The 25,522-nt window shown below is 45.0% G+C and carries 22 protein-coding genes and 1 riboswitch; of the genes, 4 read left to right on the top strand and 18 right to left on the bottom strand.

Going from position 1 to position 25,522, the window contains the following annotated elements:
* Positions 1-182 precede the first annotated feature (182 nt).
* Positions 183-313: riboswitch (molybdenum cofactor riboswitch) on the bottom strand.
* Between the two features lie 167 nt (positions 314-480).
* The gene (fdhD, locus tag DESACI_RS03810; RefSeq protein ID WP_014825851.1) at positions 481-1,266 is read left to right on the top strand and encodes a formate dehydrogenase accessory sulfurtransferase FdhD; all 786 of its coding nucleotides are present in this window, start codon (positions 481-483) and stop codon (positions 1,264-1,266) included.
* Here the strand turns inward: fdhD and mobA are convergent.
* The 18 genes from mobA to DESACI_RS03715 form a co-directional block, all read right to left on the bottom strand.
* The gene (mobA, locus tag DESACI_RS03805; RefSeq protein WP_014825850.1) at positions 1,256-1,870 is read right to left on the bottom strand and encodes a molybdenum cofactor guanylyltransferase; all 615 of its coding nucleotides are present in this window, start codon (positions 1,868-1,870) and stop codon (positions 1,256-1,258) included. The genes fdhD and mobA overlap by 11 nt on opposite strands.
* Positions 1,871-2,483: 613 nt before the next feature.
* The gene (fdhF, locus tag DESACI_RS23405) at positions 2,484-5,162 is read right to left on the bottom strand and encodes a formate dehydrogenase subunit alpha (protein ID WP_014825849.1); all 2,679 of its coding nucleotides are present in this window, start codon (positions 5,160-5,162) and stop codon (positions 2,484-2,486) included.
* Between the two features lie 52 nt (positions 5,163-5,214).
* Positions 5,215-7,005, bottom strand: coding sequence for an NADH-quinone oxidoreductase subunit NuoF (gene nuoF / locus DESACI_RS03790; RefSeq protein WP_014825848.1), 1,791 nt, complete (start codon positions 7,003-7,005; stop codon positions 5,215-5,217).
* Positions 7,006-7,017: 12 nt separating this feature from the next.
* Entirely contained in the window at positions 7,018-7,500 is a 483-nt protein-coding gene (nuoE, locus tag DESACI_RS03785; RefSeq protein WP_014825847.1) for an NADH-quinone oxidoreductase subunit NuoE, read from the bottom strand.
* Between the two features lie 14 nt (positions 7,501-7,514).
* Positions 7,515-8,108, bottom strand: a complete 594-nt coding sequence (locus DESACI_RS03780; RefSeq protein ID WP_014825846.1) for a 5-formyltetrahydrofolate cyclo-ligase — start codon at positions 8,106-8,108, stop codon at positions 7,515-7,517.
* Between the two features lie 652 nt (positions 8,109-8,760).
* Positions 8,761-9,795: a tRNA (adenosine(37)-N6)-threonylcarbamoyltransferase complex transferase subunit TsaD gene (tsaD, locus tag DESACI_RS03775; RefSeq protein ID WP_014825845.1), complete on the bottom strand. Its 1,035-nt coding sequence runs from the start codon at positions 9,793-9,795 to the stop codon at positions 8,761-8,763.
* Positions 9,792-10,256, bottom strand: coding sequence for a ribosomal protein S18-alanine N-acetyltransferase (gene rimI / locus DESACI_RS03770; protein ID WP_014825844.1), 465 nt, complete (start codon positions 10,254-10,256; stop codon positions 9,792-9,794). The genes tsaD and rimI overlap by 4 nt, the downstream gene beginning before the upstream one ends.
* Entirely contained in the window at positions 10,249-10,974 is a 726-nt protein-coding gene (tsaB, locus tag DESACI_RS03765; protein ID WP_014825843.1) for a tRNA (adenosine(37)-N6)-threonylcarbamoyltransferase complex dimerization subunit type 1 TsaB, read from the bottom strand. The genes rimI and tsaB overlap by 8 nt, the downstream gene beginning before the upstream one ends.
* Positions 10,971-11,471, bottom strand: a complete 501-nt coding sequence (gene tsaE / locus DESACI_RS03760; RefSeq protein WP_041276249.1) for a tRNA (adenosine(37)-N6)-threonylcarbamoyltransferase complex ATPase subunit type 1 TsaE — start codon at positions 11,469-11,471, stop codon at positions 10,971-10,973. The genes tsaB and tsaE overlap by 4 nt, the downstream gene beginning before the upstream one ends.
* Complete coding sequence (locus DESACI_RS03755; RefSeq protein ID WP_014825841.1) at positions 11,461-12,651, bottom strand: amidohydrolase; 1,191 nt, start codon at positions 12,649-12,651, stop codon at positions 11,461-11,463. Before DESACI_RS03755 ends, tsaE begins: the two co-directional genes overlap by 11 nt.
* Entirely contained in the window at positions 12,599-13,540 is a 942-nt protein-coding gene (locus tag DESACI_RS03750) for a DMT family transporter (protein ID WP_014825840.1), read from the bottom strand. Before DESACI_RS03750 ends, DESACI_RS03755 begins: the two co-directional genes overlap by 53 nt.
* An 80-nt stretch (positions 13,541-13,620) precedes the next feature.
* On the bottom strand, positions 13,621-15,795 hold the full coding sequence (locus DESACI_RS03745; protein ID WP_014825839.1) for a Tex family protein: 2,175 nt from the start codon (positions 15,793-15,795) through the stop codon (positions 13,621-13,623).
* A gap of 87 nt (positions 15,796-15,882) precedes the next feature.
* Entirely contained in the window at positions 15,883-17,052 is a 1,170-nt protein-coding gene (locus DESACI_RS03740) for an aminotransferase class I/II-fold pyridoxal phosphate-dependent enzyme (protein ID WP_014825838.1), read from the bottom strand.
* A gap of 454 nt (positions 17,053-17,506) precedes the next feature.
* Positions 17,507-18,205, bottom strand: a complete 699-nt coding sequence (locus DESACI_RS03735; protein WP_014825837.1) for a peptidylprolyl isomerase — start codon at positions 18,203-18,205, stop codon at positions 17,507-17,509.
* 526 nt (positions 18,206-18,731) lie between these two features.
* Positions 18,732-19,874 (bottom strand): ABC transporter permease, encoded by a 1,143-nt coding sequence (locus tag DESACI_RS03730; RefSeq protein WP_014825836.1) that lies wholly within the window; start codon positions 19,872-19,874, stop codon positions 18,732-18,734.
* Positions 19,874-20,647 carry an ABC transporter ATP-binding protein gene (locus DESACI_RS03725; protein WP_014825835.1) on the bottom strand — a complete coding sequence of 258 codons (774 nt, stop codon included), beginning with the start codon at positions 20,645-20,647 and terminating at the stop codon, positions 19,874-19,876. The genes DESACI_RS03730 and DESACI_RS03725 overlap by 1 nt, the downstream gene beginning before the upstream one ends.
* Positions 20,648-20,661: 14 nt before the next feature.
* Complete coding sequence (locus DESACI_RS03720; RefSeq protein WP_014825834.1) at positions 20,662-21,678, bottom strand: HlyD family secretion protein; 1,017 nt, start codon at positions 21,676-21,678, stop codon at positions 20,662-20,664.
* Positions 21,679-21,771: 93 nt separating this feature from the next.
* Positions 21,772-22,383, bottom strand: a complete 612-nt coding sequence (locus tag DESACI_RS03715) for a TetR/AcrR family transcriptional regulator (RefSeq protein WP_014825833.1) — start codon at positions 22,381-22,383, stop codon at positions 21,772-21,774.
* Between the two features lie 462 nt (positions 22,384-22,845).
* On the opposite strand from DESACI_RS03715, the gene DESACI_RS03710 reads away from it, so the two are divergent.
* From DESACI_RS03710 to DESACI_RS03700, 3 genes are read left to right on the top strand one after another with little or no spacing between them, the layout of a single operon-like run.
* Positions 22,846-23,868 carry an ABC transporter substrate-binding protein gene (locus DESACI_RS03710; RefSeq protein WP_014825832.1) on the top strand — a complete coding sequence of 341 codons (1,023 nt, stop codon included), beginning with the start codon at positions 22,846-22,848 and terminating at the stop codon, positions 23,866-23,868.
* A 37-nt stretch (positions 23,869-23,905) separates the two neighbouring features.
* Positions 23,906-24,700, top strand: coding sequence for an ABC transporter permease (locus tag DESACI_RS03705; RefSeq protein ID WP_014825831.1), 795 nt, complete (start codon positions 23,906-23,908; stop codon positions 24,698-24,700).
* The gene (locus DESACI_RS03700; RefSeq protein ID WP_014825830.1) at positions 24,685-25,428 is read left to right on the top strand and encodes an ABC transporter ATP-binding protein; all 744 of its coding nucleotides are present in this window, start codon (positions 24,685-24,687) and stop codon (positions 25,426-25,428) included. The genes DESACI_RS03705 and DESACI_RS03700 overlap by 16 nt, the downstream gene beginning before the upstream one ends.
* The last annotated feature ends 94 nt before the right edge of the window (positions 25,429-25,522 follow it).

Below are 25,522 nucleotides of genomic sequence, written 5' to 3'. Positions count from 1 at the left end.
CCTTGCACACTTATGCTAGAGGACGAAGACACTGTCTTCGCACGTATTAACCCTTCTTGCGGTATACTGCCAAAAGTTTACTTTCCTCTAGCACAAAAAAACTTGGCCGGCGCAAGTATAGTTTGCGCTGCAATTGCCAAGTTGTTCTTAAATACACGGTCTGTAAATAACCGGGGGATTACTTCCTCCTGTTCAACAGACTCCTTTCCAATAGGAGATATTACAGTTTCCCGCAATACCCGAGTGTCTAAGACACTTGTCTGGTCGCCATAGCCTTGCCTTAGGAAAACCAGCTTCGGAGCATTCAATTGTTAATTAGTTTGTATCGTTGTAACCATTTATTATGTATTCATTCGAGATATGATTTCAAAATTCCTTTATCAATATCCATAAAAACGCTATTATTTCGACATTAAAAAAAGATTTTGGTTTTTCTAAAAATAATGTAAACTAGGAGGTAGAAGGTATGAGGAGGTTGACATGAAAAACGAAATAGTGACTTATACCATATTAAAAGCAAAAGGACTGCAGCTCGAACAGGTTGAAGACTGCGTGGTTCAAGAAATTCCCTTAACTATTCACTTTAATCGAGAAGAAATCGCTACTTTATTATGCTCCCCTTCACAAATTGAAGAACTCACCCTGGGTTTTTTGCTAAATGAAGGTTTTATTCGAGTTCCTGAGGACATTTCTGAAATTCGTCAAGATCCTAAGGACCATTTAGTTTGGGTAGAGGGGAAACCTTGTCTTTTGCAAAAGGAACTAATGACCAAACGTTTTGTATCGGCTTGCTGTGGAAAAAGCCGAGCTTCATTTTGCTTTGCCAACGACGCACTGATGGTAAAGCCTCTTACCTCAAAACACAGTATCACGCTTACAGAAGCCTATGGTTATACCGCTTTTTTGCAGTCTCCCCTTCCGCTTTTTCAAGCAACGGGAGGAATTCATAGCGGCGGTGTGGGGTATCAAGGCCAAGTGGTTTTAACGAGTTATGACATCGGGCGGCATAATGTTTTTGATAAACTTAATGGCAGTGCCTTTCGTTCTGGTTTACAACTGGATAACCATGTTATTTTTTTTAGCGGGCGAGTATCTTCGGAAATTCTTCTTAAAGTCGCCAAAATGAAGGTTCCTATTCTTATTGCCCGCGGAGCGCCAACTGATATGGCTATATCCCAGGCGTCAGCCTTAAACATCACCATTATTGGCTTTGCCCGGGAGCAACGTCTGAATATTTATACTTGTCCTGAGCGAATTATGGTTTAAGGATTTCGGACCAATCCTCAGGAGTATTCACATTGCAAAACACCTGGCTTAAATCAGAAAAACCTTTAAGCTCAATTTCATCCACATATTTGACAGAGTAATCCTGAAACAGATCCCTAATCTTGAGGCGTCCGGCCTCAAGATTTTTTATAATCCCAGGGAGACAGCTCCGATTATAAAAAGCGTGAAGCGGATGAATTACCGGACCGATCCGGGGAACTACTATGTCATAATCCGATGCCCAACGAAACAGAAAACGAATCAGCTCTATTTGCAGAAACGGCATATCACAGGCAACAAAAAAAACAGATTTAAAGGTAGCGGCCTTCAAACCCTGATATAGTCCTGCCAGAGGTCCTTGATCACGTAGTTCATCTTGGATGACGGGGAAATTATATCTCTTGTAAAGTTCCTGATCATTACTGCTAATCAGTACTTCGGAAAATACCGCATCTAAAACTTCTATAGCACGCCCCGCAAGAGGCTTGCCATCATATTCCAGGAAGGCCTTATTCCTTTTCATGCGTGAACTTTTTCCTCCCGCCAATAAAATTCCTGTGGCCTCTAGCTTGGGTTGTGGTCTTTTCATGCCAAGGTCTGTCACTGATTAAAAACCTCCACTTATCTAACCTACTTTTCTAAAGAATCATCATAACGTATGTTTTCATAAATCGGTAATTTAATGAACTCGTTCAGCTAAAGCTGAACATCGGGGCTTCAGATGGGGACTCAATAAGGGTGCTGCCAAGTTCCGGTACAGCCCCACTTAAAAACTGTATAAACTTCATTTTTATTCGTTAAGGAATTAGATTAAAGAGAACTTAGCAGGCGGCAGGTTAATCCCTCTTATGTTAGATAAAGAAAACTTAGCTGGCGCTAAGCCTCTGGCGAAAGCGGCAGGTTAGTTGCACTTATGCCAGAGGACGAAGACACTGTCTTCGCACGTATAAACTCTTCTTGCAGTATTTAACCAAAAGTTATACTTTCTGATAGTAGGACAAAGACACTGTCTTCACACGTATTAGCCTTACTTGCAAAAGGATTTCCTAAACTGCCAGCCCTTTAATACCTTACAATATACTAGTTCAAACTCCTTATGTCACGTAGTAAACCAGACTTAACGTGATCATTGATTCAAAGAGAAAACTTCTAATATGGTCAATCCTTACAAAGAAACAGAGCCTTCGAACATCGAAGACCCTGTTTTCATTCATTTATTAAAGTTTTGAAACCTTTACTCCGCAAACCTTGTACTCATACGTCTTGGTGACTTTATCGTAGGCTCCGTTGGTTAGAACGTTGGTCGGCGACTCCGTATAATGAAGTGTCATAAATATCATACCCAAAGGTACACGTTCTGTTACCTTAACCTTCGTGTTCAGCTCACCCCGACGAGAGGCCACCTTGACAACTTCACCGTCACTTATTCCCAGTTGCTTGGCATCAGCAGGGTTAAGCTCTGCCAACTCTTCCGGAGAGTTTTTAACTAACCCTTCTGAACTTTGAGTAAACACATTGTAAAGGGAAAGTTTCCGCCCCGTACTAAGCAATAATGGGTATTCTGCGTCAGGCTGTTCTTTAGGTGGTTGATTTTCACAGGGAACGAAAAGTCCTTTGCCCCTATTAAATTTTCCTTCATGCAAGAACTTAGTTCCAGGGTGCTCCATACTGGGAACCGGCCATTGCAGTCCTTGGGTACCCAGTCGGGCATAAGAAATACCGGCAAATTGAGGAGTGAGCTGAGCAATTTCATCCATAACCTCTGCCGCGGAAGAATAGGGGAATGGATAACCCATCCGATTGGCAAGTTCACAGATAATTTCCCCATCAGTCTTGGCGTTCCCCAAGGGTTTAATGGCCTGATTAACCATTTGGACCCTGCGCTCTGTATTGGTAACGGTTCCTGTCTTTTCTGCGTAACTTGCCCCCGGCAAAACAACGTCAGCCAGCAGAGCAGTTTCCGATAAGAAAATTTCCTGCACCACAAGGAAATCCAGAGCTTTTAAACCTTTGCGTACATGGTTGGCATCCGCATCCGTCATTACAGGATCTTCACCCATAACATAAAGAGCACGCAGTTGTTTGCTCACTGCAGCCTCAAACATATCCGGAATCATAAAACCAGGATTCGGGTCGAGGGGAACTCCCCAAGCGGCTTCAAATTTAGCCCGAACCTCCGGGTTACTGACTTGCTGATACCCCGGATATACGTTGGGCAGAGCTCCCATATCGCAGGCGCCTTGAACGTTATTTTGCCCGCGCAGCGGATTGACCCCAGTTGATTCCCTGCCTATATTTCCGGTCAGCATAGCAAGGTTTGCTAAACTCATTACATTATCTGTACCGCAAGAGTGTTCTGTAATCCCTAACGTATAGAAAATCTGCGCCCGTTCAGCCGTTGCATACATTCTTGCAGCTTCAACGAGTTGTTCTACCGGCACACCGGTAATCTGACTGGTAAATTCAGGTGTATAGTTCTGAACAGTTTCTTTAAGCTTTTCAAACCCTTCGGTCCGTGTATCAATGAAGGCACGATTTTCCCAGCCATTAGCGATAATAATATTCATAATCCCGTTAATCAGGGCGATATCAGTTCCCGGGCGAAGTCTCAGCCATATATCTGAGCACTCTGCCAAATCAATACAGCGAGGATCGGCAACAATGAGTTTTGCACCCTTGGCCAATGCCTGCTTCATCTTGGTTCCAATTACCGGATGAGCCTCCGTTGCATTTGAACCAATTACGAACATACACTTAGTATTTGGAATCTCATTGATTGAATTTGTCATAGCACCTGATCCGAATGAAGTGGCCAGACCGGCCACAGTGGGAGCGTGTCAGGTCCTGGCGCAGTGATCAACATTATTGGTTCCGATCACCGCGCGCATGAATTTTTGCATTAAATAATTTTCTTCATTGGTACAATGAGCTGAACTCAAGGCTGCCAGTGAATTAGGTCCGTAGGTATCCTTAATTTCACGGAACTTCGAAGCAACCAAATCTAAAGCTTCATCCCAATCCGCTGGAACCAGGACTCCGTCCTTTCTAATCAAAGGTGTTGTTACACGTCTGGAGCTATAAATCATGTCCATCCCAAAACGGCCTTTGACGCAAAGGGCTTTGCCATTGACAGGAGCCTGCGGGTTCGAGGTTACCCCAATAACCTTTCCGTCTTTGACATTTAGGTCAAAGTTGCAGCCCACCCCACAGAAGGGGCATGTGGTTTGAACTTTTGTAATTTCCCAGGGACGACCTTTCCCAACCATTTGTTTTTCGGTCAGTGCACCCACCGGGCAGACTGAGACACAAGAACCGCAGAAATCGCATTCAGACTCCTGCAAAGGAAGATTAAACTCAGGACCCACTTGAGTATTAAAACCACGGAAGGAAAAATCCAACCTGCTTTTCCCTTGGATTTCGGAACAAGCCTTGATACATTTTCCGCATAAGATACATTTATTCGGATCTCTTATAATAAAAGGATTTGCATCATCCACAGGGAGACTACGCTTTTCCCCTTCGAATACCTCACCTTTTACTCCATACTCGTAAGCAAATTCAGCTAACGAACAATTTCCCATTTTTTCGCATGTCATACAGTCTAAGGGATGATTAGCAACCAATAGCTCTAAAATCATTTTGCGGGCTGCCCGGACTTTGGCATTTTGAGTCTCGATTTTCATTCCCTGGGTCGCTTGGGTGACACAAGAAGGAGGAAGATTTCTCATTCCTTCAATTTGAACCACACATAAACGGCAAGCCCCGGCAGGGGTAAGCTCCGGATCATGACACAAAGTTGGAATCGGAATATTATTCATGCGACAGGCTTCAAGCACAGTCGTCCCCTTGGGAACACTGACTTCACGGCCGTCAATAGTAATTGTAAGCCACTCCAAAGTGTTTCACTCCTCTCAGTTTGTCCATCATCTTGAAAGCGCAACTCTGGGTCTATGAACGACTGACAGCCCCAAACTTGCATTTATCCATACAGGTCCCACACTTAATGCACTCATCTTGATTAATGACATAGGGTGTGTTTTTGTCTCCTTTGATACAGCTAACCGGACAGTTCTTAGCACAAAGACTGCATTTTTTACACTTCTCGGCATCAATTGAATAGCTCAGAAGAGCGGAGCAAACGTGTGCCGGACACTTATGCTCTAAGATATGGGCTTCAAACTCATGCCTGAAATATTTGAGAGTTGCCAAGACAGGATTGGGAGCGTTTTGACCTAACCCGCAAAGAGAAGTTTCTTTAATCGTTAAGGCGAGATTCTCCAGAGTATCAAGATCTTCCAGTTTCCCTTTTCCCTTGGTGATTTTATCCAAGATGTCATACATCCGCTTATTTCCCTCACGGCAAGGAGTACATTTCCCGCAAGATTCTTTCTGTGAAAAATTCACAAAGAAGCGGGCAATGTCAACCATACAGGTTGTCTCATCCATGATGACAAGTCCTCCCGAACCCACCATCGCTCCCGCATTGGTCAATGTTTCATAATCTACGGAGAGATCGAGCATGTCTGTAGGCAAACATCCACCTGAAGGGCCTCCGATTTGAACAGCCTTGAACTCTTTGTTGTTCTGGATTCCTCCCCCGATATCGAAAATGATCTCCCGCAGCGTTGTTCCCATGGGGACCTCAACCAGACCTGTATTATTCACTTTTCCTGTGAGAGCGAAAATTTTTGTCCCCTTGCTCTTTTCCGTTCCGAACTGCGCATACCATTCTGCTCCATGACGAATGATGTGCGGAATATTCGACCAGGTTTCCACGTTATTAATATTCGTTGGTTTTCCCCATAAACCACTCACTGCAGGGAACGGCGGGCGAACACGGGGCATTCCGCGCTTACCCTCAATGGAAGCCATAAGAGCTGTTTCTTCACCACAAACGAAGGCTCCAGCCCCGGCAAATACTTTCAAATGGAAATTGAAACCGGAATTAAGAATATTATCTCCCAGGAAACCAGCTTCTTCAGCTTGCTTAATAGCGATTTCCAGGTGTTTAATGGCTAATGGATATTCAGCACGGCAATAAACATACCCCTCATCTACACCCATGGCATAAGCACCAATGAGCATTCCTTCAATGACGGAATGGGGATCACCTTCCAGAACACTCCGATCCATAAAGGCTCCCGGGTCTCCTTCATCAGCATTGCAAATAATATATTTTTTGTCACTGGGCGTTTGTTGGCAGAAGCTCCACTTTAAACCTGTCGGGAAACCTGCACCGCCGCGTCCTCGCAATCCTGATTTTTTAACTTCCTCAATAACATCATTCGGTTTCATCTCTTTGAGCACTTTTTCTAATGCTTTGTAACCCTCTCGAGCCGTGTAATCGCCGATGCGCTGAGGGTCAATAACTCCGCAATTCTTAAGGACAATTCGATGTTGTTTGGCAAAAAACCGTATGTCGGACATTTTAGTAATGGGTTGCTGAGTTTCCGTATCTAACAACAATAGTCGCTCAACACGCTCACCCTTCATAATATCCGAAGCAACAATTTCCGCAATATCTTCTCCTTGAACACGAGTATAAAGAACATGTTGAGGTTCAATAACGAGAGTTGGTCCCTTTTCGCAAAATCCTTGGCACCCGGTGCCGACAATACTAACAGTGTCTTCGAGTCCTTGACGCTTTATTTCGTCTTTTAAAATATCTATGATTGGAAGTGCTCCCGACGAGGCGCAACCCGTTCCGGCACAAACCAGAATCTTTTGATTCTCAGCCATCCCTTTATCCCCCTACTCGTATTTGGCTAATATCCCGGCAATCTTTTCCGGCAGCAATCGCCCATGAACCTCATTATTTATGGATATTACCGGCGCGAGTCCACACGCCCCAATACAGGCCACAATTTCTAAGGTGAAGCGTCCGTCTTCCGTTGTTGCCCCATCTTTAATTTTCAATTCCTTTTCCAGAGTTTCTAAGACTTTGGCTCCTCCGCGGACATGACAGGCCGTTCCCATACAAACATTAATCAGATTACGTCCTACCGGAGTTAAGCGAAATTGAGCATAAAATGTGACCACACCATATATTCTAGCTAACGGTATACGTGTTGCTTTGCTAATGTGTTTTAGAACGTGGGCAGGCAAGTACCCATAGACTTCCTGAGCTGCCTGTAAAATCGGAATCAGAGGTCCCTTTTCACTTCGATGCTTGGCAATAATTTCATCTAATTTGATCTCTTTAGGATCGATAAGATCCTCACACGCAGTGCACAAGTAAATACCCCCTATTACTCCCTAGATTCAAAATGATAAACATTTTTTTCAGTAATTAACATGGTCATTTGAACATCATGCTCAGCCACAGGGACTTCATCAACGACTTGACATTCAAACGCTATGGCAATCCTGGGCACAGTCGGCTTAAGCCGCTCGAAAAAGCGATCATAGAAGCCCCCTCCATATCCCACACGATTTCCCCGGAGATCGAAACCGGCACCAGGCACAAGGATTAAATCAATCTCAGAAGGTTCTATTTCGTCAAGGTTCAATTTAGGCTCTCGTATTCCCCAGCGCCCTGGTTCAAGATCCATTCTAAGATTGCGTACTTCAATTGGCAGAAGCGTCCCTCGAGGCGCACATCGTGGCAAGATAAGTCGTTTCGGCATTGCCAAGGTAATTTCAGCTAAATCCGTTGTCTCTACTTCATCGCGAAAGTTAAGAAAGAGCATAACGGCTTGAGCTCGCTTATACTCAGGCAAAGCTAAAATCTTCTCCTGAATAAGCCGGCTCTTGTGATGTCTCTCTTTCTCCCCCATACCTGCGCGCTGAGCTAAACAGCATTTGCGGCTGATACCTTTTTGTAATAACTTCTCCTCACTCATCTCTAGTACTGCCTTTCGGTAAAATCACATGTTTATTAGAAATATTCGCTCAACAGCGGCAAACTCCTTCTTCCGATTATAATTTTTATTATGTATAGTTAGAATTTTTCAACATCTTTTGTACCGAAATATTTAATCAAATAACTATGACTCAATACTACATGACTTTTTAAAAAAACGATGAATTTCTACATTAATCAGATAATCTTGCGAAACAAGGACAGAATTAAAACTTTTAGCTAAACTAAACCTTTATGTTTTTCTTTAGTTAGAAATTCTTTTCATTGTTTCGAACTTATTTTCATTTTTTCAATTTGCTTAGTCATGTTTTGCTAAAGATTTAAACTTAATTGACACACATCCTTATCCACAGCTTACTAGTCAGCTTTACCGCCTTGTAGGAAAAGTTATCAACACTATCCACAGGGCCTGTGGGTAACTTTATCCGAATTGTCCACGCTAACCACAAATCCCTGAAACCGCTGTCTATAGTTATCTACAGACTTATACACATTATCCACAAATTATCCTTATCCACAACGAGTCGTTACTCAAAAAAGTTAATTTTTAAAAGAATACGAAACAAAGCGAGAAAACCTAACTTCCTCGCTTTGTTTCGTCGAATTCATTTTCATTTAAACCACAATAATGACTATATTGACTTTAAATTTAATCCCGGAACTGCATTCAGCGTCCAAGGAGCAAAATCTCCCTCTAAAAAGTGGTAATAACCCGCCGTAGCAATCATTGCTCCATTGTCGGTGCATAAAATTGGCGAGGGATATACCAGCCGCACCTTCCGTTGCGATAATTCATAGTCAAGTGTTTCCCTTAATAATCGATTGGCTGCCACGCCGCCTGCTAAGAGCAGCGTTTTTACTCCTGTCTGTTCAAGAGCTGTTAAGGCCTTGTGAACTAAAACATCTACCACCGCTTGCTGAAACGATGCAGCCAAATCAGGGACATTCAAAGTTTCCCCCTTCATCCGGGCAGAATTCAAGGTATTTAAAACGGCTGATTTCATTCCGCTAAAACTAAAATCTAAACTTCCGGGTTCCAACATTGCTCGCGGAAACTTAAAAGCTTGTTCATTGCCGCCCCGAGAAGTATTCTGGATCTGCGGCCCTCCCGGATAGCCTAAACCTAAAGCTCGGGCCACTTTATCCAGGGCCTCACCTGCAGCATCGTCCCGAGTATACCCTAAGACACGGTACTTGCCATGATCTTCAAATAAAATTAGATGGGTATGCCCTCCTGATACTAAAAGGGCTGCCAGAGGAAATTTGATGTCGTGGTGTTCAAGAAAGTTTGCGTAGATATGCCCTTCTAAGTGGTTTATCCCCAGCAAGGGTATTCCGGCGGCATAAGCCATAGCCTTGGCACCGGAAACCCCTACTAAAAGAGAACCAACGAGTCCGGGGCCATAGGTTACGGCAATTGCCGTAAGATCTGTAAAACCAACGCCGGCCTCAGCTAAAGTCTGCTCTACAACCGGTTGGATGTGAAGGCTATGTTCCCGGGAGGCGATTTCCGGCACCACACCTCCATACTTCTGATGTGTCTTAATTTGGGAAGAAATAATATGGCTGCGCAGATCGACTCCATCAACTAAAACAGCGGCAGAGGTTTCATCACAGCTCGTTTCAATGCCTAAAATAGTAACCTGCTTCTTCTGGCTCACCGTCATATGTCTTCCTCCCTTCCCAATTCCGCCCACATGATCAGGGCATCTTCGCCGGTATCGGCATAATATCCTTTGCGGACCCCTGCTGCGGCGAAACCCATCCGCTTATATAATTCTTGGGCCGGGTAATTAGAGACGCGTACTTCCAGCGTCATCCGTTCCATGCCTAGCTCCGCCATCTCTTTCATAATAGAGCGCATTAAAAATTCTCCCCATCGCTGGCCGCGATAGTCAGGGGAAATAGCAATGTTGGTAATATGTCCCTCATCAAGAATAAACCATAGACCCATATACCCTATCACTCGCCCATTCAACTCCAAACAACGATACTGGGCATATTCGTTGTCTTTAAGTTCCGCTGCAAAAGCCTGCAAGGACCAAGGCGTTGTAAAGGAGGCATGTTCAATTTCCATAATGGCTTCCAGATCCTCCAAGAGCATCGGACGCACTAATCCTTTATTCATGCGTCTCTCCTTTGCGTGCCCGCTCTTTTTTGGCCCAGTTGACTTCTGCCTCCGAAAAGCGAATATAGTAGGGCTCTACTTTTTCGCCTGCTCCAACTTCTTGCCAGCGTCTCCACACTTCCCGAGCGGCATAGGCACCTCTCGGCAAGCTTATATAATCCGGCATGACCCTTGCTCTTTCGCCCAATACGGCCTCTATTTGTTGTTTTGCCTTTCCGGCAGCATCTCCCACAAAACAAATCGGTCGATTTAGATCTTTTAATTGCTCCAACCATTCTCCGGTTGTCAGGGCTTGGGGAGAGGTTAAACACTCCGCCTCTTCCTTCTCCTTGGTCCAGCAATACCGAGCCGTATACCACTCATTCTTTCGGGCATCCAAAATAGGCACAATGTCTTCCTCTCTGCCCCAGCCGGCCCAGGCGAGAGCATCAAGGGACAGTATCCCTATCAGCGGTAAATTCAAGACTTGTGCTAAACCTTGAGCCGTGGCGATACCAATTCTAATACCGGTAAATGAACCCGGACCTCTTACAACCCCTATGAGTTCCAATTCAGAAAGTTTCCAGTCAGCAGCTGTAAAGAGTTGATCCAGCATGGGTATTATTCTCTCCGAATGGGTCTTCGTGGTGTGCAGAAAACCCTCGGCAATAAGCTTCCCATCTTCGGCTAAGGCAATAGAACTTACTTTCGTGGTTGTATCAATGGTCAAATATTTCATTGGGACCCTCCGAGCTTCTCCCTAGAGTAAATCAAATCCATAATCCGCTGTTCCCAATCATTTTCAGCACTGTGAAAGATAATCTCCCTGGGTTGCTCGCCGCTCCCCAAGATCTTAATGTCCAGACGATTTTCGGGCAAATAATCCTCAGCAATTTCCGGCCATTCAATCAGACAAATGGCATCCTCTGTGAATGACTCCTCAACACCGATAACTTCCGCTTCTTGTGGGTGCTGAAGACGGTAGAGATCCATATGCACTAACCGAATCTTTTTTCCTTGACACTGCCCTTCGTATTCATGAATTAAGGTGAACGTAGGACTGGTCATGGGTCCAGTGACTCCTAACCCTTCACCAATTCCTTGGGCCAAGGCCGTTTTTCCTGCTCCCAAATCTCCAATTAAGGCAAGGACATCACCAGGCAGCAAGCGCTCTCCTAAGCATTTTCCCCAATTTCGAGTTTGTTCAACAGTCTCACTCGTTACTTTACAATCCATCATTGGCTTCAGCTCTCTTCGCTTCCGGGCAGACAAGTTTCCCATCAATAATGACATAGAGAGGACGAGCTGCCAATTGAAAGGGATGCTCACTCCAAACAACTAAATCGGCGTCCTTCCCAACTTCCAAAGAACCGATGCGGTCTGAGACACCGAGAATTTCCGCTGCATTTATAGTAATAGCTCGAAGAGCATCCTCTTTGTCCATCCCGGCCTTATGGGCAAAGGCTGCGCAGAGGGGAAGCTGTTCGATGGGGGTTACCGAGTGATCCGTCATAATTGCGACTTTTACTCCGGCTTTGGCCAGAACCCCCGGCGTTTTAAAGGATTTATCCTTCAACTCAACTTTTGAGCGATTCGTCAAAAGTGGTCCGACTACAGCCGGGTACCCCAATTCGGCAAGTTCTTCGGCAATTTTGTGACCTTCAGTGCAATGTTCAATGACTAAATCAACATCGAACTCACGGGCAATACGAATGGCGGTCATAATATCATCTGCCCGATGGGCATGGGCACGCAAGGGGATTTCTTTCCGGATGACCTTGAGGAGAGTTTCTAAACCCAAATCTCTCTCAGGCAATTTATCCGGATCCTTTTTCCCATCCTCTAGTTTATCCCTATACACCTGGGCATCCACTAAGGCTTGACGCAGGAGTGCTGCTGTTCCCATACGGGTCATGGGCATTTTCTTCTGCTCGCCGTAAACCATTTTAGGATTCTCGCCAAAGGCAATTTTTAACCCGGCGGGATCACGGACAACCATTTTATCTACAATTTTTCCTGCTGTCTTCATGACAACTCCCGTTCCGCCGATAACATTCCCGCTGCCGGGGCCGGTAAATACAGCTGTGACCCCGCCTAATCGAGCATCGCGAAATCCCTCATCTTCAGGATTAATTCCATCGATAGCCCGCATATCCGGAGTCACTGGGTCTGTCATTTCATTAAAGTCCTCACCTTCCCAGCGATAGATCTCCTCTCCAATGCCTACATGGCAATGAGCATCAATCATGCCGGGCAAAACGAGACAACCGGAAGCATCAATAACCTCCGCATCCTCAGGAACATCCAGCACTTCTCCCAGCGCTGCGATTTTTGAGCCCTCAATTAAAATATCACCTGAGAAATCAGGCCCTGCCATCGTATAAATTCGACCGTTCTTTATTAGAAGTTTCCTCATCCTTTTTGCTCCTCCAATTTAATAATAATATCCCAATCAAAACAAATCCCCCGCCAATCCATTGAACCGGAGTAGGAAATTCTCTTAAAAAAATTGCAGCTAAAACAAACGTCATAGGCAATTCAAACGTGCTCAAAATGGCTGCATAATCAGAGCCAAGTCGCTTGATCCCCACTAAAATCATATAGAAGGGAATAATTGAAGCGACAGTCGCCAGCAGAAGACCGACTTCCCAAGTCTTTATATTCTGCCAAGGGATACCCGTAACCTCTCCTTTTGAGACCACGAACAAAGAAACGGCACATACCCATTGGCTATAACACATCGCTGTCAGAGGTGCTACTTCTGCCAAAACAACGTCTCCCACGAGATTGAAAACGGCATAAGCCACGGCAGCGGCCAAGCCTAACAAGATACCGGCCCAATCCATTGTACTTAGACCCGAGAAAACGCCGCTTGCCAGTGTCGTGCCGCCCATGGTCAAGAAGAAGGCAGTCATTTCCTTCTTCCCAATCTTCTTATGCCAAATAAAGGCACCTGCAGCCAAAACTACTGCCGGATAGAGATAAAGCAGAAGTATGGCCACGGAAACTTGCAGAAACATAAGAGCATAGGCATACAACAGGCTTGTTCCCATAGCTCCAACAACACCTTGCAAAGCAAGCCAGTAAAACATCCGACCTGAAATCTTAAAAACTTCCCGTTTAAAGAAGACAACATAACAAAAAAGGATAAGGGATGCTACCCATGACTGCAGAGCAATCACTTGAATCGGTCCAAGTCCAAGCTGATAGGCGTCTTTCAGCAAGATAGACATGCAGGCATAACCTGTCCCCGCCGTCAGGACAGCACCCACTCCCTGCCAATATTGAATTTGAACCTTCCGCACGTTAGCTGACCCTCATTTCTCACGAAGCTGCCCAAAGGCATCTATAGTTTTCCTGATTTATCCGGATTCAACCCAGATATTCAGGCCAGAGACGCATTAGGCAGTAGGTCTCTCATAGAAAGGCTTACCCGCTCTCTCCCCTTATCAATACCCAGAACACGAACTTTTACGATATCTCCAACCGCTACCACTTCCATCGGATGCTTAATATACTTATCACTTAACTGAGAAATATGGACAAGCCCATCGTGCTTAACCCCTATATCAACAAAGGCTCCAAAGTCTACAACATTGCGGACGGTTCCTTCTAAAATCATACCTTCCTTAAGATCCTCTAAATGAGTGACATCCCGCCTCAGCAAGGGACGCGGCAAGTCCTCCCGCGGGTCCCGCCCCGGCCTCTGCAGGGCATCTAAAATATCGCGCACCGTCGGTACCCCGGCACCAAATTCTTCGGCCAACTCACTGAGATCTAGCTTAGCGAGCTTTTGCCGAACGTCAATAAGCAGATCTTTCAAGTCTTGGGGTGTGTGGCCAATCTTTCTTAAAATACTTTCCGCCAATTGATAGGATTCGGGATGAACCGGAGTATTTTCCAGCGGATTGTCTCCATCCGGCAGACGGATAAACCCGGCACATTGAACATAAGTTTGGGCGCCAAGACGTGGTATTTTTTTTAGTTGATCCCGGGATTTAAATTTCCCGTGTTCCTCCCGCCAGGCAACAATGTTTTTAGCCACAGCTGGTTTTAGGCCGGCTACGTATTGGAGCAAGGAAGCTGATGCGGTATTGAGATCAACGCCCACCGCGTTCACACAGGTTTCCACGACCCCATGGAGGGATTCCTCCAACCGTTTAGGCTGAACATCATGTTGATATTGACCCACGCCAACTGCTTTTGGTTCAATCTTAACCAGCTCAGCCAAAGGATCTTGAAGCCGTCTGGCAATGGAGACAGCACTCCGCAGAGAAAGGTCAAACTCAGGGAATTCTTCGCCGGCTAATTTAGAAGCAGAATAGACAGAAGCTCCTGCTTCACTGACCAAAATAAATTCGGAGGCTAACCCCTCTTCCTGAATCATTTCCGCCACAACTTCTTCTGTTTCCCTTGAAGCAGTTCCATTGCCTATGGCAATAATATCTACAGCAAATTCTGCCATCGCCTTTTTTAAGGTTACTTTTGATTCTTCCCTCTGGTTTTTGCCTGAATGAGGATAGATTACTCCTACCTTGAGAAGTTTCCCTGTCTCATCCACCACAGCCCACTTACACCCAGTCCTGAACCCCGGGTCGAGTCCTAAAACTATCTTCCCTCTCACGGGTGGCTGAAGCAGGAGCTGCCGAAGGTTAGCTGCGAATACTTTAATTGCCTGTTCCTCCGCTTGAGCCGAAAGCTCGGCACGTATCTCTCTTTCAATAGAAGGTTGAAGTAAACGTTTATAGGAATCAAGGGCAGCCCTTTGAACATATTCGGCACAAGGTCCCGTCTTAACATAACGAACATCGATAAGTCGTTGGATCGGTTCTATAGGGACATCAATTTTAACGTTCAAAAACTCTTCTATCTCTCCACGATTCAAGGCTAGAATTCGATGGGGCGGAATCTTACGCACCGGCTCGCAGAAGTCATAATACATTTCGTAGGAAGAGCGTTCATTACCCTTCTTAGTCGTGGCTGCAGCCGCCACATCGGCAATTCGCCATGTTTCCTCGCGTATTCGTTTGCGCAAAGCAGCATCATCGGCGATAATTTCGGCGATGATATCCATGGCACCATTCAAGGCATCTTCCACTGTCATAACCTCTAACTCGGGGTTCAGAAACTTCCCTGCCTCCCCTTGAGGGTCAACATGCAGCCCAAGATTTTGAAGGAGCAGCCATAAAGCCAAAGGTTCCAAACCTTTCTCCTTAGCAACAGTGGCCCTTGTTCGGCGTTTTTGTTTATACGGCCGATATAGGTCTTCCACATCCTGAAGTACCGACGCAGCAGTAATTTGCGCAGACAGTTCCTCGGTGAGTTTTCCCTGTTCATCGATGAGGCGCAAAACCTCCACCTTTCTCTGTTCCAAACGGCGCAAATAGTCTAACCGATCTACAATATTACGCAGGACATTTTCATCAAGCTCCCCAGTGACTTCCTTACGGTAACGAGCAATAAAGGGGATCGTATTTCCCCCATCTAATAAGTTGACTGCTTCTTGTACTTGAGTTTGCTTTAACCCAAGTTCTTTAGCAATAACTTGATTGAAATCCAAGACAGTTCCTCCCCAATAATATAAGGCCAAACTTAATTGACTTTAATGTTTTTTATTATACCACTATTTTATCCATCTCATGGAAATTCAACCCAGTCTGTTCTTCAAAAACTCTTGGATACGCCGGACAGCTTCTTCTAAAATGCCGTCTTCTTGAACCATAGCCAGCCGTACATAACCTTCGCCATGATCTCCGAAAGCCCTTCCCGGAACAACAATGACACCCGCTTCCCGTGCTAACTCCCTGGCAAAGGTTACTGAATCCTGCTTCGTCGGAACCTGAGCCCAAATAAACATAGAACCCTGAGGCAGAGGCATTTTCCAGCCTGCACGAGCACACCCCTCTACCAAAATATCTCTTCGTCTCTGATAAGCCCGCCGGTTTTCTTCAATGGAACTCTCGGGTAAACTGAGCGCAGCAGCACCCATCGTCAGGACTGGGCCAAACACTCCATAGTCAATATTGGATTTAAGTTGTGCAAGGGCTCCAATAGCTTCAGAATTTCCCACTGCAAAACCCAAACGCACTCCCGCCAAATTATAGGTCTTAGAAAGAGAATGAAATTCAATACCCACTTCTTTAGCACCGCGAGCTTGCAAAAAGCTTACGGGCCTGAACCCATCAAAAGCCAATTCAGAATAAGCGGCATCGTGGCAAATAAGAAGATTATAGGTTTTGGCAAATTCCACAACCTCTTCGAAGAAAGACAAGGAGGCCACGGCAGCCGTTGGATTATTCGGGTAGTTAAGGAACATAAGTTTGGCTCTTTGGGCCAAGTCCGGATTAATTTCTTGAAGGTTTGGCAAGAAACCATTCTTCTCCAGCAGCGGAATTGCTGCCTTCTCTCCACCTGCCAGTAATAGGCCCGCTGTGTATATAGGATAACCAGGGTCGGGAATTAAAGCCAAATCACCCGGGTCAATATAGGTCAAAAAGATATGTGCCAAACCATCCTGAGAACCCATTAAAGGCAGAACTTCAGAATCCGGATCTAAGTAAACATCAAAACGTTCCCGATACCACTGAGCACAGGCCTTGCGAAATTCCCCCGTCCCGCGGGTCAGAGTATAGCCATATTGCGTATCCTCCAAAACTGCACGGCTGAGAATCTGGCGAAGTTCTTCAGCCGGAGCCCGATCAGGACTTCCAATACTCAGGTTGATTAATGATTTGCCCTCTTGTTCCAGCGTCTTTTTTAAATTGTCCATTTCTGTAAAAACTGAGGCCCCCAGCCCAGATAATCGTTTTGCGGGCATATCATCACTCCATTCTCTCACTTCGTTTACTTCAAATGAAGGTAACTTATTTTCTAATTATAAAAGAGCAAACCCCCATGCCGGTGCCTCACGCAACCATTGTGGGCTTTACCGCCTCTCCATGAAATGAGTTCACTCTCGTGGGCAACTCTTAAAATTCCCAACCTCTTGCTATTGTACCATGTTTATCTTTTTGCGGCGAGAAGACACCCACCTTCTATAAGAAAATGCCCCAGCCGAAAAACAGCGGGGGCATTTAGGAGTCTAATTAGTAAGTCTTTCCACAGCCCGTGTCCTTACACCCTTGTGAGGAGGTTTTTGGGGAATAAACCGTTCAGCAATTGCTGAATAACGGGGCTTCAGATGTGGACTCTACCCCACCTGAAGTTTACGAAGGACCCACCCCCGCTTATAGATGTGTGGGGGTCTCAAAAACCGAATCAAAGCAATCACGTTATTTCTTAATAACTTCAGGCTCACCGTAGTTTACGCCGAAAGTATCTACCGTCACGCTCTTCATCACTTGAGCAGTCAAAGGCTTATTAATCGTCTGGTCTTGCGGGGTATTTACGATTTTATCGACTTCATCCATCCCGCTGGTTACTTTGCCGAAGGCTGCATAATCACCATCCAAACTTGGGGCCGCTGCTACCATAATAAAGAATTGTGAACCCGCGGAATTTGGATCTTGAGTCCTTGCCATGGAAAGAACTCCCCGGGTATGCTTTAAATCATTTTTAAAACCGTTGTTTGTAAATTCTCCTTTAATACTATACCCCGGACCGCCGGTTCCATTACCGCTGGGATCTCCTCCTTGAATCATGAACCCTGGGATAACTCTATGAAAGGTTAAACCATTATAAAAACCCTTTTTCACCAGGGAAATAAAGTTCTTTACCGTGTTGGGCGCAATGTTCGGATAGAGTTCAGCTTTAATAATCCCTCCGTCTGCCATTGTAATGGTCACCAAAGGATTGTTTTTATCCGTTGTTGGCGGCGTAGGTGCAGGAGAAGACGCAGAGTTTGGGGTAGTTTGACTGTTATTTGCCGATCCCTTGGGGGCCGAATTGTTCGTCTGTGTTCCACAGCCAAGAATCACAAAAATCACCATAAGTACACTGAGAAGTAAGCTTAGTCTTTGAACCTTTTTCATGCGAAATCGTCCTCCAAAAATTATTAGCCTTTCTTTTGCCCGCATAAGCTATTCATGCCAGTGAGGCAACTCTTACATAATCCTAGCATATCCTCACGAAAATACCAAATTAGACTTCTAATATATACATCTGCGAAGTTACATTTATGTAGAGAACGAAGACACTGTCATCGCACGTATTAACTCATCTTGAGCATTTAATCGGAGATTATATTTTCCACCCCAAAAAACGCACCGAGCACTAAAGACCTCAAAGGAAGGTAGCTTCGCCCACAAGAGTGAACCCATTTCATGGAGAGGCGGTAATGCCTACAAAGGTTGCGTGAAGCAGCGGAGCCGTGGTCCCCTTTCGCCGTCCGTGGCTTCGGGGACACTCGGCCAATCCACACTGCAGGAGTCTGCGTAATCAGTTGCAGTGTGGCGATAAGCTCGTCCGCTTATCGTCATGGCCAGCGGTTCACATCAGGTACTGCCCTGAAGTTCGACGTAGCTCCCGCGCAACCGAGTGGGCTAGCCTCGGAAACCATTAGTCTAAATTCTTCTTGAATTTCTTCGAAGCAACTGCCAGCAAAATCACGGCGAATAAGCAGAGGGTCAGAGTATCTTGCCAAAGAAACTGTAAACCCACCCCTTTGAGAAAAATACCCCTGACAATCTCTAAAAAATACGTTAAGGGAAGCAAACCGCCCATTAACTGCAGCAGCTTGGGCATAGTCTCTCTCGGAAAGACAAAACCGGATAAAAGAATAGAGGGCAAGATTAAGATAAAGGTCATCTGCATGGCTTGGAGCTGTGTTTTAGAAATACTGGAAATGAGCAGTCCAATAGCCAGAATCGTAAACAAGAAGATTGTCGATAACAGAACAAGCAAAGGAATGCTTCCCACAGGGACAACTCCGAACCAATAGATACCTGTTGCCAAAATCAAGGTCAGCGAAATAAACCCGATCAAAACAAAAGGCAAGAGTTTGCCTAAAAGCAGTTCCAGAGAGCGTATAGGGGTTACCACCAACTGTTCCATAGTACCACGCTCTTTCTCCCGCACAATGGAGAAGGAGGTTAACATAGCAATCACGTTTTGCAGGATCAGACCAATTAAGGCCGGTATATTAAAATTCCTTGATTTCATATCCGGGTTGTACCAGACTCTTGTCTCAACATCCAGGGGCAATGCCGTCCCTCCCGAGTTCCCCATGGCGACCAGCCGTTTGCTTTGTAATTCCAGAGATTTATTCAATCCCAGCATTTGCACTGCCGACGTAACTGCCCGGGCAATCGTTGGATCAGAACCATCAACAAGGACCTGAACCGAGGCCTGCCGTTGCCCCTGTAAATGTCTTCCAAAATCCGGAGGGATAATCACGGCGGCACGAGCTTTGCCGCTGTCTAAATAATTTTCAATCTGCCCATATCCGGAAGCATAATAATCAGGATCCATGTATTGAGTATTCCGTACCGACGCTACAAAATCTCTGCTGTCTTGAGTCTGGGACTGATCCCAAACAACCGTCGGAAGGTGCTCAACGTCAGTATTTACAGCATAACCAAACAAGAGAAGCATACCGAGAGGCATGGCAATAGCCATAATTAAACTGGCTCGATCCCGCAGGATGTGGATGAATTCCTTTTTTAATACTGCTAGAAAACGGGTCCGGGAAAATCTTAGCATCAGCCCTCCCCTCCCTTTCTAGCCGCAATATTGCGAGGATCCTCCGAAGCTTCATGTTCTACATAATAAATAAAAAGGTCATCTAAGCTATCTTTACCTTCTCTCTCCTTCATTTCCTCCGGGGAACCGAAAGCAATCAAACGTCCATAAAATACAAAACCCAGGTAATCACAGGAGGCTGCTTCATCCATATAGTGGGTGCTGACCAAAATAGTCATGCCTTCATGGGCCAACTGACGTATAATATCCCAAAAAATCCGCCGGGAGACAGGATCTACCCCGGCAGTTGGTTCATCCAAAACCAACAATTGGGGATTATGCAGCAAAGCGCAGGCTAAAGCCACTCGCTGCTTCCAACCACCGGAAAGAGAAGAAACTAACTGGGAGGTTCTTTCACGCAGACCAATTCGCTCGATGACCCGATCTTTCTGAGCAGCAGCCTCTTTTCCACGCAAGTTATACACTCCTGCATAAAAATCAAGATTTTCTTTGACGGTTAAATCATCGTAGAGACTAAACTTCTGGGACATATAACCGATTCGCTGCTTAATTTCCTCAGGCTGACTCTTGACATCGTAACCCAGCACTGTCGCCTTCCCGTCAGTGGGAACCAGAACTCCGCATACCATACGAATAGTGGTCGTCTTGCCAGCCCCATTAGGTCCCACAAAGCCCATAATGGCACCATAAGGGATTTGAAACGTAACACCTTGAACAGCCGTATAGGCACCAAATCGCTTACTTAAACCTTGGCAATCGATTGCTAGATTCATCGTTAGTCACTCCTCTAATCCAAGGTTACATCTGCAGGCATCCCAGCCTTCAATTGGTCTTTCCCTTGGGTAATGCTGATTTTGACTGCATAAACGGTGGTTGTCCGTTCTTCCTTAGTCTGGACATCTTTGGGCGTGAATTCAGCCTGAGTACTGATATACTGAATTTGGCCTTTGAACGTTTTATTAGGGTACGAATCCACCGCAATGCCTACCGTCCCGCCTATTTTCACCTTGTTAAGTTTTGCCTCAGGGACGTAAATTTTAATCCATAAATCATTGGGATTGAGAACGGTAATCAGCGTTGTCCCTGGATTAACGACCTGCCCCTGCTCAACTTCCTTATAGAGCACTTGGCCATTGGCCGGACTCGTTATCGTAAGTTTGCTTAGATTTAGTTCCGCCGCTTTGACTGATTGAGCTGCAATATCTACCGCCGCTTTTTGAGCCTGAATTGTCGGCTGAGTATAGCCGGCCTGGGCTTGATCCAAACTGGCCTGAGCCGCATTTACATTGGCTTGAGCCGCATCATACTGAGCCTTGATGGTATCATATTGGTTTTGCTGGGTATCCAAAGCCTGTTTGCTTAGAGCTCCGCTTTTGTATAGTTGTTGGTCATTAGCCAGATTATTTTGGGCCAATTGAAGACTGGGGGCTAAGGCTGCAACATTGTCATTGGCCTGTGCCAATACCGATTCAAGCCGGCGAAGTTCTTCGGCCCGCGTTCCCCCCAGCAAGTCATCGAGTTTGGCCTGGGCCTGAGTTTGTTGACTCTGGGCAGTCTGCAGAGAAATTTTTGCCTGGCTGTCATCAAGCTTAGCTATCACATCTCCGGCCTTGATCATCTGACCTTCCTCTACCTTCAGATCAATGACCTTACCCCCCAGCTCTGGCTGCACCGGGATTTCTGTTCCTTCAATGGTACCGGAATAAACGTCTTGAGTTTTAGAATGATTAAAATATGAATTTCCCCATACTGAACCCGCAATTATCCCTAAAACCACAATAACAGCCAACACTTTTTTCTTCATCGCTATTCCTCCTGACTCCAAGTTTAGGTCTTCCTTTCTTTTGCTGATAAATATCCGCAGGGTTCTTTAACTTCTTTAATTTATTTAATTTGTTTAACGTGTTAATCCATGCAAAAAAAGCTCAGAAATGTGGTCGGCTGCCTCTTCAAGAGTCTTCTCAGGCGCTATATCAGGGAAAAGATAATTGAAAACCCCATAAAACATAGCCATTCCCATAAAACTTCGCATGGTTGGTATGAAGGGCAAGGGCTTGAATATACCTTGAGCGATTCCTTTATCAAACCATGGTTTGATGACCCTCATCCCTGGGCCCAGAATACCTTGAAACAAAGCTTCCCTCACTTCGGAATGATACTGGGCTTCTGCGAACATCAAGCGGAATAACCCGACATTTTCTTGAATCAGTTCTAAGCGATTCCTCAGAAAACTGCGAAAAAAGTCTTCAGGACTGCTATCTCTTTTTTCCTTGTCCAGGACAACCAGACCTTCAATAATTTTCGGCTCCAAAACGGCTGTCAGCAAATCTTTCTTCGTTGCAAAATGCCGGAAGATCGTTCCTTCAGCAACTCCGGCTTGGCGAGCAATCTCTGCAGTAGTAGAACCTTTATAGCCATTTTCAGAAAATACTTTAAGGGCCGCTTGCAGAATATCTTGGCGCCGTTCTTCCACAGTTTTCTTAATGCGAAGGTTTGGGTTTTTACTCATAGTTACTCTCCTTTAGAAATTTAAACGCAACTATACGAAATTTTATATTATTGTCTCCCACCAACGAGCGCTAAAAACACAAAGATAAATTAATTATCTTAATCAATAATGAGTGATTACTCACTTATTTTTAAATATATCTTATCATGTTTACTCTACATGTCAACCAAAAGATAGTTCACTCCAGTCTTAATTTAAGTCTTAATTTAGGTCTTAATTCAGATTTCAATTTTTAAGTCCTAATTTTTTAAGCATATCTTCCAGGGAGACTGTGATGAGTGTGGAGTACAAAATAGAAGTGAAATAGAAATGAGAGTAGAAGTAGACCTAAAAAGTGTGAAACTAAAATATAATTTATAAATATCTAGCATATTGTGAAATAAATCGCTATTATTAAATATAGTGCTGATAAGTGCATTGTTTTGCCTGCCAAACCACTTAAGATGAAGAAAATGATTAAGGATGGTGATACTTACGCTTCGCTATAAAACATTATTAATAAGTCTCCTCTGCTTCCTCTTTCTTGTTAGTTCAACAATCCTGACGGGTTGCTCTGCAACCCCGACCACAAACAATACTGCAGCAAAAAAACCTCAGGCAATCAATGCGTCTTACGTAAGCCGGCCTATTAATATTCCTTCCATTGTCGCCAAGAATCAAAAACTTTTTGAAAAAGAGTTCGCCAAAGACGGGATAAAATTCCAATGGCATGATCTATCAGACCCAAGCAACCAGCTTGAAGCTCTTGCCTCCAAATCCCTTGATTTCGCCAACAGCTTAAACTATGTATCGGTGATTTTGGCAAAAGCCAATGGGAATGACCTTAAAATCATTTCCTCCTATTCCAGATTTCCCAAAGGTATCAGCCTTGTTGTGAACCCACGGGAAAATATTCAAGCCATCCAAGACCTCAAAGGGAAAAAAATTGCCCTGCAAAAAGGAACCATGCTGCATGAAATGCTAATCCGGGCCCTTAATCAGGCAAATTTGAAAGCTCAAGATCTTGAAATCGTTGATATGGATTCTACTGCAGGAGCCGCTGCTCTGGCCGCAGGTCAAGTTGATGCAACAATACTCCCCGAACCTCTCCTGTCCAAAGCTGTCGCTTCCGGCAAGGCTAAAAAAATGATCTCAGCCGAAGGGCTAATTCCAGGCTTATCTGTTATTGCCGTACGCAGTGATTTTGCAGCTGCTTACCCGGACATCGTAAAACGCTATTTAGCCGTTCACAAAGCTTCTCTTGATTGGAGCCAAACCCATCTCGACGAAGCCTTGACTCTTGCTGCCAGTCAAAATAAGATGAAACTGCAAGCAGTCAAGGCTCTTTACCCTGAATTTTCCTTCGACATGAGTCTTGATCAAGTTAAGAGCGACTTGTTAAAATCTGCAGCCTTTTTACAAAGTGAAGGTATGATCAAACCAAACGTAGATCTTAACAAACTTGTGGACGATTTAGTTGATCCGAACTTTCTTCCTGCTAAGTAGAGTCATTATGCCCACAGTCTAGAGGAGTCAACCAGTTATGACGAGATTCTTAAAGAGAACCTATAGGGGTTTGCTGCTACCCCTTGTCCTTATTCTTGTTTGGGAAATACTAAATTACTTGGGCTTGGTTAACGCTTACCTTCTTCCCCCTCCTTCAGGCATTATTGACCGGCTTTTTTCCCTTGCCCATAACGGGGAATTATTAAAAAATTTAAGTGCCAGCTTATATCGCGTTGGCTGCGGTTTTGGTCTGGCGATCTGTCTTGCTCTGCCTTTAGGGTTTTTATTAGGCCTGGCACGTAAAGCCCAGGGATACTTATCTCCCTTCTTAACCTTTTTACAGCAGATACCGGCAATTGCCTGGATACCCATGTTTATTCTTTGGCTGGGCATTGATGAAGCCTCTAAAATAACCATTATTACATACTCCGGCTTTTTTCCCATCTTTTTAAATACCATGCACGGGATCTCTAACACGGACCCTAAGCTGAAAGAAGCGGCTTCCACCTTCGGTCTTTCACCAGGGCAGATTATTATCAGAGTCTATCTTCCTTCTGCTGCGCCTTCCATCTTTATTGGGATGAGGCTTGGTCTCAGCTTTTGTTGGCGTTCCCTGGTAGCTGCTGAGCTTCTGGGGGCTTCCAAAGGAATTGGTTACCTTATTCAGGAGGGACGAGAGCTGGCTCAGCCAGATCTAATGATTGCCGGAGTCTTAGTCATTGGACTCACGGGACTGGTCCTGGATTTTTTCTTTCGGCGTCTCGAGAAAATGATCTTGCCCTGGCGAGAAACATTTGAAGCAGATGAGGTACCCAAATGGCAGCCTTTCTAGAACTCAAGGACATTTGCAAAAATCTTCCAATAGGTCGTGAGCCCGTTCAGGTTTTAAAGAATATTAGCTTCGAGGTTGCCGCGGGCGAACTAGTCTGCATTATCGGCAAAAGCGGTTGTGGAAAGACCACTCTCCTCAAGACTATTGCCGGTCTGGAAAAACAAACTTCGGGACAAATTCTTCTTAGTGGTCAGGCTCTTAACGGCCCCGGGCGGGATCGGGGAATGATATTTCAAGAACCCCGCCTCTTTCCCTGGCTGACCTTAGAGGATAATATTGCTTTCGGTCTTAAAGGACATGTCTCTAAAGCAGCACGTCACAAAACCGTTACCGGCCTCCTGGAAATAGTAGGCCTAAAGGATTATGCCAAGGCTTGGCCCGGCCAATTATCGGGCGGCATGGCTCAAAGAGCCGCTATTGCCCGCGCCCTAGCGGTAGATCCCAAGATTTTATTGTTAGACGAGCCTTTTGCCGCCCTCGATGCTCTGACTCGCTCAAAACTTCAGAAGGATTTTCTTGATCTGTGGCAAAACACCCTTAAAACTTGTATCCACGTTACTCATGATCTGGATGAAGCTTTAACCCTAGGTCAGAGAATTATTATCCTGCACTCAAATCCCGGAAGAATAGTAGACATTATTTCGCTTCCGCTTCCCTATCCCCGCTCTCCGGAGGACCCGGAGCTTAAGTCCGTAAAAAAGCGATTATTATCCTTGTTTGTTGACTAGGCAAAAGGATTAATCATTAGCCACTCTGCCTAAAAGAACCACGAAAGATATAAAAATAATAAACAATTCATTAGATAAAGCAGATCAAAAGATA

It is taken from the genome of Desulfosporosinus acidiphilus SJ4 (genome assembly GCF_000255115.2).
Classification (GTDB): Bacteria; Bacillota; Desulfitobacteriia; order Desulfitobacteriales; family Desulfitobacteriaceae; genus Desulfosporosinus; species Desulfosporosinus acidiphilus.
Note: the sequence above shows the minus strand (reverse complement) of the source record. Positions and strands in the feature narration are given on the sequence as shown.